The following is a 13,336-nucleotide window of genomic DNA, read 5'->3' as shown; positions in this document are numbered from 1 at the left end:
GGTCACTTCAGCCGCCAGGAGAGGTCGGCGGTGGGGCCCACGGGCATGGGGTTGGGATTGAGGACGGACAGCTGGACGTTCTGGAGGCCGGCCGCCGAGTACGCGATGCTCTGGGTGCTGAAGATCGGCACGGTCCAGGCGAGGTCTTCCAGCCGCTTGGACGCCTTCTGGTACTGCGCCGTGCGGGTCTGGCGGTCGGTCGCCGCCGCGGCCTGCCGCAGGATCGAATCCAGTTGGCTGTCGGAGGAGTTGAAGGGGTTGAACAGGCCGCTCATGATCTGCCCGTCGAGCTCGGACATGGTGGCTCCGGCGGTGGGGAAGATGATGGCGGCGTACTTCTTCGACAGGGCGTCGCCGGCGAACTGGGCGATGCCCGTGGTCTGCACCTTCAGCGTGACGTCGATGCCGATGGCCTGCAGCGCGTTGGCGATGGCCTGGGAGTAGGTGTTGTTGACGTCGAGGAGCGACTCCGTCAGAACCGTGAGCTTGATGCCCTTGGCGTAACCGGCCGCGGCCAGCAGGGACTTCGCCTTCGCCACGTCGTAGCCGTAGCCGATGTTCTTGTCGTAGCCGTCGGTGCCCGGAAGCAGCACCTGGTTGCTGCCGGCGGCGTAGGGGCCGGCCATCGCCTTGGCGATGGCCGGGCGGTCGAAGGCCAGCGCGATCGCCTGGCGCACCCGTACGTCGGCGAGGGCGGGGGCGACGGTGCCCTGGCGGTCGACCAGGTTGAGTGACCAGTTGAAGAACGGCGCGGCGTCGATCTTCAGGCCCGCGCTCTTGGCCGCCGCGGCGGTGCTCGCGCTGCCGGCGGCGAACTGGACCTGGCCCGTCCGGGCCGCGGAGAGTACGGCGTTGGGGTTGTTGATGACGCGGACGACCGCGGAGCCGAAGTGCTGTGCGGCGGGCTGGAAGTAGTGCGGGTTCTTCTTGTACACGTACCGGTTGCCGCTGACCGAGGTGGCACCGTCGTAGATGTACTGGCCGGTGCCGTCGCTGGAGGTGAGCAGCGAGCCGGGGTCGGCGAGCCCCTTCGGCCCGATGAGGTTGCCCAGCCCGTTGTACTGGGTCAGCGTCGTCGCCGCCTCCGGGGTGGGCGCCTTGTAGGTGATGCGTATCCTCATCGGCGCGACGGCCTCGATCTTCGCCACGGGGCCGGCCTTGCCGACCAGGCCGCCGCCGGCCTTGAGGAAGTAGTTCATGGAAGCGGCGGCCGCCGCGGCGTTCAGCGCCGAACCGTCGGAGAACTTCACGCCGTCCCGCAGCGTCAGCTCGAACACCTTGTTGCCGGCGTCCGTGAAGCCCCACTTCGTCGCCAGGTCGGGCACCAACTGGCCGTTGCCGCTCAGGTAGATCAGCGGGTCGTAGGCGAGCGAGACGAAGACGGTGGAACCGCCGTTGCCGGCCTTGGCCGGGTCCAGGCTCACGGGAGGGCCGGGGAACTGGAGGGACAGCTGGGTACTCGCCTGCGAACCGGCCCCGCCGCCGGAGCAGCCTGCCAGCAGCATGGCGCAGGCCGCCGCCGCGGCCGCCAGACGTGGACGGGTGAGTCTTGGGCGGCGCCGCCCGGAGGCGGGGATGAGTCCGTACATTGCGCTCCTCAGCGGCTGTGACGGGGACCACGAGATGGGGCGAACGTAGTCGCGTACGTAACGAGCGTCAATAGAAGTGCAACATATGATTCATCCGCAAGGGCCAGGGGCCGCGCAGGCGTAGACCACGTCTGACGTTGACATTCGTGGTGCTGATCTCGATTATGTGGTCATGTCTTGTGACGTTCGGCGTTGCATGTGTGATGAGTTGGGGGAGTGTCGCTGTGGACACGAGGGCTCGTTCGGCTCCGGACCGGGACGCCGTGGAACAGGCGATGCCCCGCGTGCAGGACGGGCCGTCGCCCCAGCATCTGCTGGTGACCTTGCTGGGTGACTACTGGCTCCACTACGACCGGCACCTGTCGTCGGCCGGGCTCATCGACCTGCTCTCCGAGTTCGGCATCAGCAGCGCCAGCGCGCGCGCCGCGCTCAACCGGTTGCTGCGGCGCGGTGTGGTCGAGGTCCGCAAGGTGGGGCGCCAGACCTTCTACCGCCTTCAGGACCAGGCGGCCGAGCGCGTGAACGAGGGCGGTCGGCGCATCGCCGCCTTCGGCCTGGACTCCGACTGGGACGGCCACTGGACCGTCGTCGCCTTCAGCGTGCCCGAGGACCGGCGCGGCAGCAGGCACCTGCTGCGCTCACGGCTGCGCTGGTTCGGCTTCGCGCCGCTCTACGACGCGGTGTGGGTGTCCGCCTCCGCCACCGCCGCCGACGCACGTACCGTGCTGGAGGAACTGAACATCTTCACGGCGACGGTCCTGCGCGGCACCAGCGACCTCACGGCCGAGCGGTCACCACTGGCCGCCTGGGACCTGGACGCGCTGTCCGAGGTGTACGCCTCCTTCATCGACGAGACGCGTCCCTTGCTGGCCCAGGCACGGGCCGGTCGCGTCACCCCGCGGCAGGCGCTCGTCGCACGCACCCGTCTCATGGACACCTACCGGCGGTTTCCCGGCATCGACCCCGGCCTCCCCAACGACCACATGCCGGCCGACTGGCCGCGCCGGCAGGCCCGCTCGCTGTTCACCCAGGCGTACAACGCCCTTGGCCCGCCGGCCGAGACGCGGGTCAAGCAGATCATGGCCGTGCACGACGAGGACGCCGCCGCGCAGGCCCGCTTCCAGTCCCTGGACCGGTCCGCGCCCGCGGCCCCGGCGGCGCCTCGGCCTTGACCGGCGCCGACGACGCCCGCGGTGCGAGGCCGCTCCCGGCAGGTGCGAACGGCTCGCCGCGAGCGGCCTCGCCTCTCAGTAGGCTGCCCACACGGCGGTCGTGCGGTGCTCGGCCAGTTCGGCCAGAGCGCTGTCGTATTCCGCGACGACCTGCTGGAACCGCAGCACCGCGAGTGGTCCCAGCCCGTCGAACAAAGCGGTGAAGACCTCACGGGCCTGCGCCCGCGGCCAGTCGGCGGGCAGGAGCCTGTCCGGCAGGCCCGGGTCGATGCCGGGGAAGACACGCCAGGCGTCGAAGACCTTGGTGCGGCCGACCAGCGCGCCGCTCAGGGTGATGGTTCCGGCTCGCATCCGTGCCAGCGACTCCCGCTGGTCGGTGAGGAAGCGCCGGTACGACGCGGCGAGGCCGTCCAGATCCCATGCCCTCAGCGGGGAGTCGCCGCCGGCCTCGGAAGCCCTCAGCACCGTCAAGTTGTCGACACCGGCGGTCTGGAGGATGGGCGTGAGCGTCTCGGGGCGGGCGTGCGCGGACACCCACAGTCCGTCGAACAGGGGGGCGAAGCCCAGCCATCGCAGGTAGCTGCGCACGCGGTGGCGCAGATGACGTTCCTGTTCGGGGACGCTGAAGGCCGCGACGGTCCACATGCCGTCCCAGTCCTCGACCCCGGCGCCGAACCGCATGATGCTGGCGTTCTTCTGGCGGCTGTCCTCCCGGCCGATGTCGCTCAGCCGCAGGTACGACTGCCGCCCGGACTTCTCGGCCGCCAGGACACCCCGCTTGACCAGCCTGTTGGCCGTCGCCCGCGCACTGGTCTCACTGATGCCGAACTCGGCCAGCAGGCCGATGAGCGCGCCCATCGGCAGGCCCGCCGTGCTGTCCAGCCAGTACTCGCCCAGCAGCGTCGTCAGCAGCCTCTGCGGCGACGCCCCCGTCTGCTGGCGTGGAAGGGCGCTTCCCTCCTCCGCGCGTCGCAGGACCAGCGCCTCCAGGGACGGCTTCTCCAGGGACGGCTTCTCCATCGGCATGGCGACAGCTTATCCGGGGTCGCGGGAGAGCCGGCCGGCCGCCGTGGTCCGGCCGGCGCTGCCCGGGCACTCGCGCGAGAGGCCGAGGCCGCTCAGGCGTAGAACCGCGACAGACTCTGCAGCACCGCTGCCGGCTTGGTGGCGCCCTCGATCTCGATGGTGCCGTCCACGGTGATCTGCAGACCGCCGGGCACTTCCTCGACCTCCGTCAGGCGCGCGGTGAGGCGGATGCGGGAGCCGACGCGGACCGGGGAGGGGAAGCGCACCTTGTTCAGGCCGTAGTTGACCTTGGTGCTGACCCCGTCCACCTCCAGCAGGCTGGTGAACAGCGGGATGAACAGGGACAGCGTCAGGTACCCGTGGGCGATCGGGGCGCCGAAGGGGCCCGTGGCGGCGCGCTCGGGGTCGGTGTGGATCCACTGGTGGTCGCCGGTCGCGTCGGCGAAGCCGTCGATGCGCTCCTGGGTGATCTCGATCCAGTCGCTGGTGCCCAACTCGGCGCCGGCGAGCGCCTTGAGCTCGTCGAGTCCGTGGACGGTGGTGGTGGGGAGCGTGGTCATGGTGGGTGGTCCTTGCCTTTCCGGGGCCGTCAGCCGTCGTGCGGCCGGTGCTCTTCTGCGCGGAGCAGGTGCTTGAGAAGCTTTCCCGAGGCGGTGCGCGGGAGCCGTTCCACCAGCACCACCGATGTGGGGATCTTGTACTTGGCGAGTCTGCCGTTCAACGCGGCCAGCAGCTCCCGGGGCACGAGCGCCGCGTCGTCCGCCGGGACGACGAAGGCCCGGCCGGTCTCGCCCCAGCGGGCGTCGGGGACGCCGATGACCGCGCACTCGGCCACGCCGGGCAGTGCCAGGATGGCGTGCTCGACCTCCGCCGGGTAGACGTTCTCGCCGCCCGAGATGTACATGTCCTTGATCCGGTCGGCGATGGTGATGTAGCCGTCCGCGTCCACGCGGGCCGCGTCGCCGCTGTGGAACCAGCCGTCGCGGAAGGCGGCCGCGGTCTCCTCCGGCAGGCCCCAGTAGCCGGGGCCGACGTGCGGGCCGCGGACGACCACCTCGCCCACCTCGCCCACCGCGGCGGGCAGGCCGTCGGGCCCGAGCACGCGGACGTCACTGAAGAAGTGCGGCACCCCGGCCGAGCCGGCCTTGCTGACGGAGTGCTCGGCGTCGAGGAACAGTGTGCCGGGCGCGGCCTCGGTCATGCCGTAGCCCTGGAGGAAGGTGAGCCCCCGCTGCTGGTACGTGCGGATGAGCGCGGTCGGGACCGGAGCGCCGCCGCAGGTCAGCAGCCGGAGCGAGGAGAGGTCCGCCTGTGCCCAGCCGGGTTGCCGCGCGACGAGGTCGAACATGGTGGGGACACCGAACATGAAGGTGATCCGGTGGTTCGCGATCAGCGCCAGTGTGGCCGCCGGGTCGAAGGACTCGACGAGGACGCATGTGCCGCCCTTGAGCAGGACGGGCAGGGTGAGCATGTTCAGCCCGGCCGTGTGGAAGAGCGGAGCGGAGACCAGGGCCCGCTCGTCGGCGGTGAGGTCGTGGTCGACCAGGACGTTGACGGCGTTCCAGATGAGGTTGGCGTGGGTGAGCATGGCCCCCTTGGGGCGGCCGGTGGTCCCCGAGGTGTACATGATGAGGCAGAGTTCGTCCGGGGTGACGTTCTCGTCGATCGGCTCGGTGGCCGCCGCGGCGAGAAGTTCCTCGTACGCGGGGCCGGTCTCGACGGTCAGCGGGACGGCGGCCGGGACGAGCGCGGCGTACGAGGGGGCGTGGAGCAGGGCGCGGGCGCCGCTGTCCTGGAGCTGGTAGGCGATCTCGGGGGCGGCCAGGCGGGTGTTGAGGGGGACGAAGACCGCGCCGAGCAGGCCCGTCGCGAAGAGGGTCTCCAGGTAGGCGGGGTGGTTCGGGCCCAGGTAGGCGACGCGGTCGCCGCGGCGGACGCCGGCGGTGCGCAGCGCGTGCGCCAGGCGCGTGCTGCGCTCGTGCAGGTCGGCGTAGCTGAGGCTGTGCCCGTCGTGGACGAGCGCGGTGCGGTGCGGGGTCTTGCGGGCCCGGCGGGCGGGCCAGGACCCGATGCCCTCGTTGCGCATGTGAGGCTCCTTCAGGAGGTGAGTCCCAGCAGCCGAGCGGCGTTGTCCTTGAGGATCTTGGGCCTGACGCTGTCCTTGACGGGCAGCTTGGCGAAGTCGGCGAGCCAGCGGTCCGGAGTGAGCACGGGGTAGTCCGAGCCGAAGAGGACCTTGTCCTGCAGCAGCGAGTTGGCGTACTGGACGAGCTGCGGCGGGAAGTACTTGGGCGACCAGCCGGAGAGGTCTATGTGCACGCCGGGCTTGTGGGTGGCGACCGCGAGTGCCTCGTCCTGCCAGGGGAAGGAGGGGTGCGCGAGGATGATCCTCAGCTGCGGGAAGTCGGCGGCGACGTCGTCCACGTGCATCGGGTTGGAGTACTTGAGCCTGATGCCGCCCCCGCCGGGGACGCCCGCGCCGATGCCGGTCTGGCCGGTGTGGAAGAGGGCGACGGTGCCGGTCTCCTCGATGACCTCGTAGAGTCCGTAGGCCATCCGGTCGTTGGGGAAGAAACCCTGGATGCTGGGGTGGAACTTGAAGCCGCGCACGCCGTACTCCTCGACCAGCCGCCGCGCCTGACGGATGCCCGCCTTGCCGCGGAACGGGTCCACGGAGGCGAAGGGGATGAGGACGTCGGGATTGGCGGCGGCGGCCTCGGCCACCTCCTCGTTCGGGACGGGCGGGGTGCCGGTGGCGTGCTCGGCGTCGACGGTGAAGACGACGGCGGCCATGTTCCGCTCGCGGTAGTAGGCGGCCATCTCGGGGAGGGTGGGCTTGCGCTTGCCCTCGACCTTGAAGTACGCCTCGGAGGCCGTGTCGAGTTCGGCGGACAGGGACGCGTTCCCCCGCGCGGAGACCTCGGCGTGGGTGTGCACGTCGATGGCCACGAGCCGTTCGGGATCCATCGGCCGGCCGCCGCTCACGCGCCCTCCCCCTCGGGGACGCGCGGCGCGGGAATGCCGACCGACTGCGGCTCGCGGCCGACCGAGCCGTGCCAGCCGGCGGCCAGCGTCTGCGGGGTCCAGCCTCCGTCGGAGTAGGCGACGGCGGTCTCCTGCGGGTGCGACCAGAGGGTGAGCCGGTCGCCGCCGATGCCTATGCACTGGCCGGTGACGTCACGGGCGGCGTCGGAGGCGAGGAACGGCAGCAGCGCGGCGCAGTCCTCGGGAGTGCCGAAGCCCTCGCCCTTGCGCAGGAAGTCGGGCAGCGGCTCCCCCTGCCGCCACCGCTCGACAAAGGGGGCGAAGGCGGGAATGGTCTCGGTCATGGCGGTGGCCGCCACCGGCACGATCGCGTTGACGGTGATGCCCGAGCGCGCCAGTTCCATGGACCAGGTGCGGACCATGGCGGCGATCCCGGCCTTGGCGGCGGCGTAGTTCGTCTGGCCGAAGTTGCCGCGCTGTCCGGCCGGGGAGCCGACCAGGACGAGGGTGCCGCCCTCGCCCTGCTCGCGCATGCGGACCGCGGCGGCCCGGGCACAGGTGAAGGTGCCTCGCAGGTGGGTGGCGATGACGGCGTCGAAGTCCTCGTCCGTCATCTTCCACAGCACCCGGTCGCGCAGGATCCCCGCGTTGGTGACCATGACGTCCAGGCGCCCGAACTCACCGACCGCACGGGCGACCAGGCGGTCGGCGGCCTCGCTGCTGCCGACGGCGACCGCCTCGGCGACGGCTCGGCCGCCGGCTTCGACGACGGTCCGCGCGGCCTGCTCGGCGACCTTCGCGTCGAGGTCGTTGACGACGACGGCCGCTCCGGCCCGGGCGAGTGCCGTGGCGTAGGCGAGGCCGAGTCCGCGTCCGCTGCCGGTGACGACGGCGACCTTGCCGGTGAGATCGGGGGAGGGGCGGGTGGTGGGTTCAGCGCTCATGGAGAAAGAAGCTAAGAGCAATCATTGTTGGTGTCAATAGTTGTCCTCTACTGTTGTTCTGCGGGATGATGCCACCATGAGCGACGCACCCTGGATGCGCGGCCTGCACGCCGACACCGGATACCTGCTGTACCGCCTGGGCCTGCGCTCCGGCAGCCTGTTCAACGCGAGCCTGGAGCAGCACGGCCTGCGCCTGCGGCACTACGCCGTGCTGCGCTACCTCTCCGCGGTGGAAGGGGCCCGGCAGCGGGAGCTGAGCGACCGGCTCGGCTACGACCCCAGCGCCATCGTCAGCCTGGTCGACGACCTGCAGCGGCTCGACCTGGCCGAACGCCGGCCCGACCCGAACGACCGGCGCAACCGGATAGTGGTGCTCACCAAGGCCGGGCAGCGCCTTCTCCAGGAGAGCGAACAGGACGGCGCCCGGGTCACCGACGAACTGCTGGCGCCCCTGGACGCGCAGGAGCGCCGGACACTGCACCGCCTGCTGCTGCGGATCGCCGAACCGCCGGAGAACCCGGCCGATGGCGGCTGACCGGGCATCCGGTTCCCGGCCCGGCTCCCGCGCCGCCCTGCGAACGGCCGCCGACCGGCTGCTCGACGTGCTCGGCTCCTTCGACCAGGCGCACACCGCCCAGACACTCACCGAGATCGCCCGGCGGGCCGCGTTGCCCCTGCCCACCGCACACCGGCTGGTCGGCGCTCTCACCGGCTGGGGCGCGCTCGAACGCGCCGAGGACGGCCTCTACCACGTGGGCCTGCGCCTGTGGGAGGTCGCCGCGCTCGCCCCGCGCGGGGTGGGCCTGCGCCAGGCCGCGATGCCCTTCCTGGAGGACCTGTACGAGACCACCCACGAGAACGTGCAGCTCGCGGTGCGCGACGGCCTGCAGGTCGTCTACACCGAGAGCATCTCGGGACGCTCCGCCGTGGGCGTGCACAGCCGGGTCGGCGCCCGCTGGCCGCTGCACGCCACCGGGGTCGGCCTGGTGCTGCTGGCCCACGGGGGCGCCGCTCTGCAGGACCGCTACTGCGCCGGGGAACTGGCCGCGTTCACCCCCTTCACCGTCACCGACCCCGCCCGGCTGCGCCGGATGCTGGCCGAGGTGCGGCGCACCGGCTGCGCGGTCAGCGTCCGCCAGATCACCGAGGACGCGCTGTCGGTGGCCGCGCCGGTGCGCGGCCCGCGCGGCGACGTTGTCGCCGCCGTATCGGTCGTCGTGCCGGCCGCGGGCGCGCCGACACCCGCGCTCGTCCCCGCCGTCCGCGTGGCCGGCCGCGGCATCTCACGGGCCCTCGGCTGGCAACCCGTATCCAATTGAGCCCGGGCTTCCGTCAGACGGAAGTCCTGTTGTCCGGGGCCGCGCGCGGTCAGGAACCTGGCCCCACGCGGAGCACCGGCGCTCCGCCGTACAGGGACGGGACTTCAGCCATGACCACGCATTCAGCCTTCGCCCGCAACCAGTGGTACGTCGCCGCCTGGTCCGCCGAGGTGGGCCGCGACCTGATGGGCCGCACCGTGCTGGGCGAACCCCTCGTGCTGTACCGCACCGGGGAGGGTGAGGCGGTCGCCCTCTCCGACCGGTGCGTGCACCGCCGCTACCCGCTGTCCGCGAGCCGCCTCGACGGTGACAACGTGGTCTGCGGCTACCACGGCTTCACCTACGACACCACCGGCACCTGCGTCTTCGTCCCCGGCCAGAAGCGCGTTCCCCGTACCGCGCGCGTGCGTTCCTGGCCGGTGGCGGAGGTCGACTCCTTCGTCTGGGTCTGGCTCGGCGACCCCGAGCAGGCCGATCCCGCCGGCATTCCGCGCGCCCCGCACCTGGCCGAGGAGGGCTGGGTCACCGTCAGCGGCATGGAGCCCATCGACTGCGACTACGGCCTGCTGGTCGACAACCTGATGGACCTCTCCCACGAGACCTACCTGCACGGCGGCTACATCGGCACACCGGAAGTCGCCGAAACCCCCATCACGACCGAGGTCGACGAGGAGGCGGGTGTCGTGCGCGTCTCCCGGCACATGCCCGACGCCGAGTGCCCGCCCTTCTACGCCCGCTCGACCGGCATCGAGGGCCGCATCCAGCGGCTGCAGGACATCGAGTACTTCGCGCCGTGCCTGTACCTGCTGCACAGCCGGATCAGCCCGACCGGCCAGGACACCCCCCTGTTCCGCACCGAGATCACCTACGCGATCACGCCCTCGGCGCCGGGCAAGGTCTACGACTTCTGGGCCGTCTCACGGAACTTCGCGGTCGAGGACGAGGAGGTCACCACTTTCCTGAGGGACTTCAACCACACCGTGGTCATGCAGGACGTGGACGCGCTCAACCTGCTGCAGCGCTGCCTGGACACCGAGCCCGAGGGCTACCAGGAACTCAGCATCAACATCGACACCGGCGGCCTGGCGGCCAGGCGCATCCTGGCCCGGCTGGCCGAGCCGGCCGCGCGATGAGCGCGGGGCGCCCGTCCTCGACCCCGGCCGTCCTGCGCGTCCGCTGGCTCCCGGGCACCGACGTCCTGCTCGGGACCTGCCACTGCGGCGCGGAGCACGAGTGCCAGGACCCCGTCGAGATGTGGGACTGGATGCACGCCCACCCCGACCACCCCACCCGCGAGGAGGTCCCCCGGTGAACGACACCATCGAACTGACCGTCGCCGACCGGCGCGAGGAAGCGGTCGGCGTGGTGTCCCTGACGCTGCGCCGCAGCGACGGCCGGGCCCTGCCCGACTGGCAGCCCGGCGCGCACGTGGACCTGCTGCTGGCCGAGGGCCTGGAGCGCCAGTACTCGCTGTGCGGCGCGCCCGGCGCGCGGCAGTGGCGGATCGCCGTCCTGCGCGAGGCGGACGGGCGGGGCGGCTCGGACTTCGTCCACGCCTCCCTGCGGCCCGGAACCAGGGTGCGGGCCCGCGGCCCGCGCAACCACTTCCCGCTGGAGCCGGCGCCACGCCACCGCTTCGTCGCCGGAGGCATCGGCATCACCCCGATCCTGCCCATGCTGGCCGCCGCGACGGCCGCCTCCTCGCAGTGGTCCCTGCTGTACGGCGGACGCTCCCGCGCTTCCATGGCCTTCGTCGACGAACTGACGCGATGCCACCCCGACGGGCGCGTCACCCTCGTCACCGGCCACCTCCCCCTGGACAGCTACCTGGACGGGCTCCGTCCGGGCGAACTGGTCTACGCCTGCGGCCCGGCGCCGCTGCTGGAAGCCGTTCAGTCGCGGGTCCCGTCCTCCGTCCTGCGCCTGGAACGCTTCACCGCCCCCGCCTCCGCCGCCGACACCAGCGGCGATACGGCCTTCACGGTCGAACTCGCCCGGTCCGGGATGCTGCTGACCGTACCGCCGGGCCGCAGCATCCTGCAGACGGTTCAGCAGGCGGGCGTGTCCGTCCTGTACTCCTGTACGGAAGGCACTTGCGGCACCTGCGAGACCGACATCCTCTCCGGCGAGGCCGACCACCGCGACTGCGTCCTCACCGACGGGGAACGTGCCGCCAACGAGACGATGATGATCTGCGTCTCCCGCTGCCGTGTCCCCGGCGGCCGTCTGACCCTGGACCTGTGACCTCACGGCAGGCACGTCCGGCTTCCCGGGCGGTGACCGCGATGCGGCCGGGATCCGGTGGGGATCCCGGCCGCGGGGCTGAACCGCCGGCTCAGCCGATGGTTCAGGTGGGGCTCAACCGGTGGTGCAGGCGGTGCCGTTGAGGGTGAATTTCGTGGGCTGGGTGTAGGTGCTGCCGGTGTAGGTGCCCTGGAAGCCGAAGGACTGGCTGCCGCCGGCGGGTATCTGGGCGTTGTAGTCGACGTTGGTGGCGGTCACCGAGCCGGAGGTGGGGCTGATGGTGGCGCTCCAGGCGCTGGTGACGGCCTGTCCCGAGGGCAGGGTGAAGCCGACCTTCCAGCCGTTGACGGCGGTGGAGCCGGTGTTGGCGACGGTCACGTTGGCGGTGAACCCGCCGGGCCAGGTGCTCGGGGTGTACGTGACCTTGCAGCCGGACCCGCCGGTGCCGCCGGTCGTCGTACCGCCCGATGTGGTGGTCCCGCCCGTCGTGGTGCCACCAGTGGTCGTACCGCCGGTGGTCGTACCGCCGGTGGTGGTGCCGCCCGATGTGGTGCTGCCGCCGGTCGTCGTGCCCCCGGTGGTGGTGCCGCCTGTCACCTGCGTGCCGCCGAAGGTGACGACAAGGCTGCCGTCGGAGGCGAAGTGCCAGCCGAGCCCGCCGTTGTAGTTGGAGCAGCGGGACCCGTTGGAGCCGGACCAGAACTGGTTGGAGCCGTCGGTGTTGCCGACGATCTTGTCGTTGGCGCTGCCGCTGCTGAACCGGCAGGAGGTGTTGTTCCGGAACACCGAGGTGCCGGCGGCGAAGTAGAAGTTGCTCTGGCTGTTGTTGACGCTGACGTTGTTCGACACGGTTATGGTGCCGGGGTTGCTGTTGTAGTCGATGCCCTTGGCGCCGTTGCCGTAGGCGATGTTGTTCCGGAAGATGTGGTTGACCGGGATGCTGTCGCCGCCGAGCTTGAAGCCGTTCTTGTCGCCGTTCGAGCTTCCGCTGCCGTCGGAGAGGGTGCCCTGGTCGTAGGAGAGCGAGTTCTCGATGGTCACGGGGCCGATGGGACCGGTCTCGGGCTTGGTGAACAGGTCCCAGCCGTCGTCGACGTTGTTGTGGGACACGTCGTAGCGGAACACGTTCCCTGAGCCCACGGTGAGCTTGGCGGCGAATCCGTCGGCGTTCTCGCCGGTGGAGTCGCGGTTGTCGTGCGACTCGGAGCTGATGATCAGGTTGTTCGCCGGCCACTGGGACTGCGGGGTGCTGGAGCCGGGCCGGGAGATCTGCAGTCCGGTGTCGCGGTTGTAGGCGGTCACCACGCGCTCGACGACGTTGTGGCTGCCGCCGACGAAGATGCCGTTGTCGGCGGCGTGTTCGACGGTCAGGCCGTACAGGTGCCAGTAGCTGCCGTTGAGCTGGATCCCGCGGTCGGACGAACTCGCGTCCTCGCCGGAGAAGTTGAGCACCGGTGTCTCACCGGGGTAGGCGGATATCTCCTTCAGCGCGCCGGAGCTGCCGCTGTTGCCGGCCTGGATCTCGATCGGTGACGAGAGGTTGTACGTGCCACCCCTCATGTAGATCGTGCCGCCCGCGGAGATCTTGGTGACCGCGTTGGCGAGCGTCGTCGGGGAGGACTGCGTGCCCGGAGCGCTCGCGCTTCCACCCGGCGCCACGTACAGGGCGTTGCTGTTCAGCGCCGGGGACACGGTCGAAGCCGCCGCCTGCGAGACCGGCGAGCCGACCGCGACCAGGGCGCCCGCCGAGGCGAGCGCGGCCACCGCCACGGCGGCGAACGCCTTCCTCTTCATGGTGACGCCGGTCCTCTCGCGCCGTGACGAGACGGCGGGAGTGTGCCTGATCATGCGTGGACCTCTCTCTGGAGGTGATGTGGGGGGACTGCCGCGAGGGCAGTTTCAGCAAGTGCGTGTGATCTTGGTGCACGTGCGGCGTATCCGGCGGATCGGCATGTGATCGACAATTGCTGACATAGCGTCAGATACGCGATGTATCATATCTTATGGCGTTGAGGTGACACCGTCAATCCTTGCCCGCCGGAGGGGAGTGCTCCCGT

Annotated in this window: 13 protein-coding genes; 6 read left to right on the top strand and 7 right to left on the bottom strand. The window is 71.0% G+C overall.

Annotated features, from left to right (window positions below):
* Positions 1–2: 2 nt before the first annotated feature.
* The gene (locus tag K7G61_RS22105) at positions 3–1,589 is read right to left on the bottom strand and encodes an ABC transporter substrate-binding protein (protein ID WP_225848656.1); all 1,587 of its coding nucleotides are present in this window, start codon (positions 1,587–1,589) and stop codon (positions 3–5) included.
* A 275-nt stretch (positions 1,590–1,864) separates the two neighbouring features.
* On the opposite strand from K7G61_RS22105, the gene K7G61_RS22100 reads away from it, so the two are divergent.
* Positions 1,865–2,761 carry a PaaX family transcriptional regulator C-terminal domain-containing protein gene (locus K7G61_RS22100; RefSeq protein ID WP_225848655.1) on the top strand — a complete coding sequence of 299 codons (897 nt, stop codon included), beginning with the start codon at positions 1,865–1,867 and terminating at the stop codon, positions 2,759–2,761.
* A 75-nt stretch (positions 2,762–2,836) separates the two neighbouring features.
* On the opposite strand, the gene K7G61_RS22095 is transcribed toward K7G61_RS22100, so the two are convergent.
* The 5 genes from K7G61_RS22095 to K7G61_RS22075 all read right to left on the bottom strand — a co-directional run bounded on the left by K7G61_RS22095 (position 2,837) and on the right by K7G61_RS22075 (position 7,716).
* Positions 2,837–3,787 carry a PaaX family transcriptional regulator C-terminal domain-containing protein gene (locus tag K7G61_RS22095; RefSeq protein ID WP_225848654.1) on the bottom strand — a complete coding sequence of 317 codons (951 nt, stop codon included), beginning with the start codon at positions 3,785–3,787 and terminating at the stop codon, positions 2,837–2,839.
* Between the two features lie 92 nt (positions 3,788–3,879).
* On the bottom strand, positions 3,880–4,347 hold the full coding sequence (locus tag K7G61_RS22090) for a MaoC family dehydratase (RefSeq protein ID WP_225848653.1): 468 nt from the start codon (positions 4,345–4,347) through the stop codon (positions 3,880–3,882).
* A 29-nt stretch (positions 4,348–4,376) separates the two neighbouring features.
* Positions 4,377–5,873 carry a long-chain fatty acid--CoA ligase gene (locus tag K7G61_RS22085; RefSeq protein WP_225848652.1) on the bottom strand — a complete coding sequence of 499 codons (1,497 nt, stop codon included), beginning with the start codon at positions 5,871–5,873 and terminating at the stop codon, positions 4,377–4,379.
* 11 nt (positions 5,874–5,884) lie between these two features.
* Positions 5,885–6,754, bottom strand: a complete 870-nt coding sequence (locus tag K7G61_RS22080) for an amidohydrolase family protein (RefSeq protein WP_225848686.1) — start codon at positions 6,752–6,754, stop codon at positions 5,885–5,887.
* A gap of 14 nt (positions 6,755–6,768) precedes the next feature.
* Positions 6,769–7,716 carry an SDR family NAD(P)-dependent oxidoreductase gene (locus K7G61_RS22075; protein ID WP_225848651.1) on the bottom strand — a complete coding sequence of 316 codons (948 nt, stop codon included), beginning with the start codon at positions 7,714–7,716 and terminating at the stop codon, positions 6,769–6,771.
* Positions 7,717–7,792: 76 nt separating this feature from the next.
* On the opposite strand from K7G61_RS22075, the gene K7G61_RS22070 reads away from it, so the two are divergent.
* From K7G61_RS22070 to K7G61_RS22050, 5 genes are all read left to right on the top strand, one after another.
* Positions 7,793–8,251, top strand: a complete 459-nt coding sequence (locus K7G61_RS22070; protein WP_225848650.1) for a MarR family winged helix-turn-helix transcriptional regulator — start codon at positions 7,793–7,795, stop codon at positions 8,249–8,251.
* On the top strand, positions 8,241–9,035 hold the full coding sequence (locus K7G61_RS22065) for an IclR family transcriptional regulator (RefSeq protein ID WP_225848649.1): 795 nt from the start codon (positions 8,241–8,243) through the stop codon (positions 9,033–9,035). Before K7G61_RS22070 ends, K7G61_RS22065 begins: the two co-directional genes overlap by 11 nt.
* Before the next feature lie 110 nt (positions 9,036–9,145).
* Positions 9,146–10,168 (top strand): aromatic ring-hydroxylating dioxygenase subunit alpha, encoded by a 1,023-nt coding sequence (locus tag K7G61_RS22060; RefSeq protein ID WP_225848648.1) that lies wholly within the window; start codon positions 9,146–9,148, stop codon positions 10,166–10,168.
* Complete coding sequence (locus tag K7G61_RS22055) at positions 10,165–10,347, top strand: hypothetical protein (RefSeq protein ID WP_225848647.1); 183 nt, start codon at positions 10,165–10,167, stop codon at positions 10,345–10,347. The genes K7G61_RS22060 and K7G61_RS22055 overlap by 4 nt, the downstream gene beginning before the upstream one ends.
* The gene (locus K7G61_RS22050; protein ID WP_225848646.1) at positions 10,344–11,279 is read left to right on the top strand and encodes a PDR/VanB family oxidoreductase; all 936 of its coding nucleotides are present in this window, start codon (positions 10,344–10,346) and stop codon (positions 11,277–11,279) included. The genes K7G61_RS22055 and K7G61_RS22050 overlap by 4 nt, the downstream gene beginning before the upstream one ends.
* A 114-nt stretch (positions 11,280–11,393) precedes the next feature.
* On the opposite strand, the gene K7G61_RS37340 is transcribed toward K7G61_RS22050, so the two are convergent.
* Positions 11,394–13,127: a cellulose binding domain-containing protein gene (locus K7G61_RS37340; RefSeq protein ID WP_374204201.1), complete on the bottom strand. Its 1,734-nt coding sequence runs from the start codon at positions 13,125–13,127 to the stop codon at positions 11,394–11,396.
* Positions 13,128–13,336 lie beyond the last annotated feature (209 nt).

It is taken from the genome of Streptomyces sp. HPF1205, from assembly GCF_020400825.1.
GTDB lineage: Bacteria > Actinomycetota > Actinomycetes > Streptomycetales > Streptomycetaceae > Actinacidiphila.
The sequence above is the reverse complement of the archived record's forward strand: the minus strand, read 5'-3'. Positions and strand labels throughout refer to the sequence as shown.

What these genes read in the sequence shown, in the direction of transcription:
- K7G61_RS22095 (WP_225848654.1), bottom strand. Translation starts at nt 3,787, where the DNA reads ATGCCGATGGAGAAGCCGTCCCTGGAGAAGCCGTCCCTGGAGGCGCTG.
- K7G61_RS22055 (WP_225848647.1), top strand. Translation starts at nt 10,165, where the DNA reads ATGAGCGCGGGGCGCCCGTCCTCGACCCCGGCCGTCCTGCGCGTCCGC.
- K7G61_RS22080 (WP_225848686.1), bottom strand. Translation starts at nt 6,754, where the DNA reads ATGGATCCCGAACGGCTCGTGGCCATCGACGTGCACACCCACGCCGAG.
- K7G61_RS22070 (WP_225848650.1), top strand. Translation starts at nt 7,793, where the DNA reads ATGAGCGACGCACCCTGGATGCGCGGCCTGCACGCCGACACCGGATAC.
- K7G61_RS22105 (WP_225848656.1), bottom strand. Translation starts at nt 1,589, where the DNA reads ATGTACGGACTCATCCCCGCCTCCGGGCGGCGCCGCCCAAGACTCACC.
- K7G61_RS22060 (WP_225848648.1), top strand. Translation starts at nt 9,146, where the DNA reads ATGACCACGCATTCAGCCTTCGCCCGCAACCAGTGGTACGTCGCCGCC.
- K7G61_RS22075 (WP_225848651.1), bottom strand. Translation starts at nt 7,716, where the DNA reads ATGAGCGCTGAACCCACCACCCGCCCCTCCCCCGATCTCACCGGCAAG.
- K7G61_RS22100 (WP_225848655.1), top strand. Translation starts at nt 1,865, where the DNA reads ATGCCCCGCGTGCAGGACGGGCCGTCGCCCCAGCATCTGCTGGTGACC.
- K7G61_RS37340 (WP_374204201.1), bottom strand. Translation starts at nt 13,127, where the DNA reads ATGATCAGGCACACTCCCGCCGTCTCGTCACGGCGCGAGAGGACCGGC.
- K7G61_RS22085 (WP_225848652.1), bottom strand. Translation starts at nt 5,873, where the DNA reads ATGCGCAACGAGGGCATCGGGTCCTGGCCCGCCCGCCGGGCCCGCAAG.
- K7G61_RS22090 (WP_225848653.1), bottom strand. Translation starts at nt 4,347, where the DNA reads ATGACCACGCTCCCCACCACCACCGTCCACGGACTCGACGAGCTCAAG.
- K7G61_RS22065 (WP_225848649.1), top strand. Translation starts at nt 8,241, where the DNA reads ATGGCGGCTGACCGGGCATCCGGTTCCCGGCCCGGCTCCCGCGCCGCC.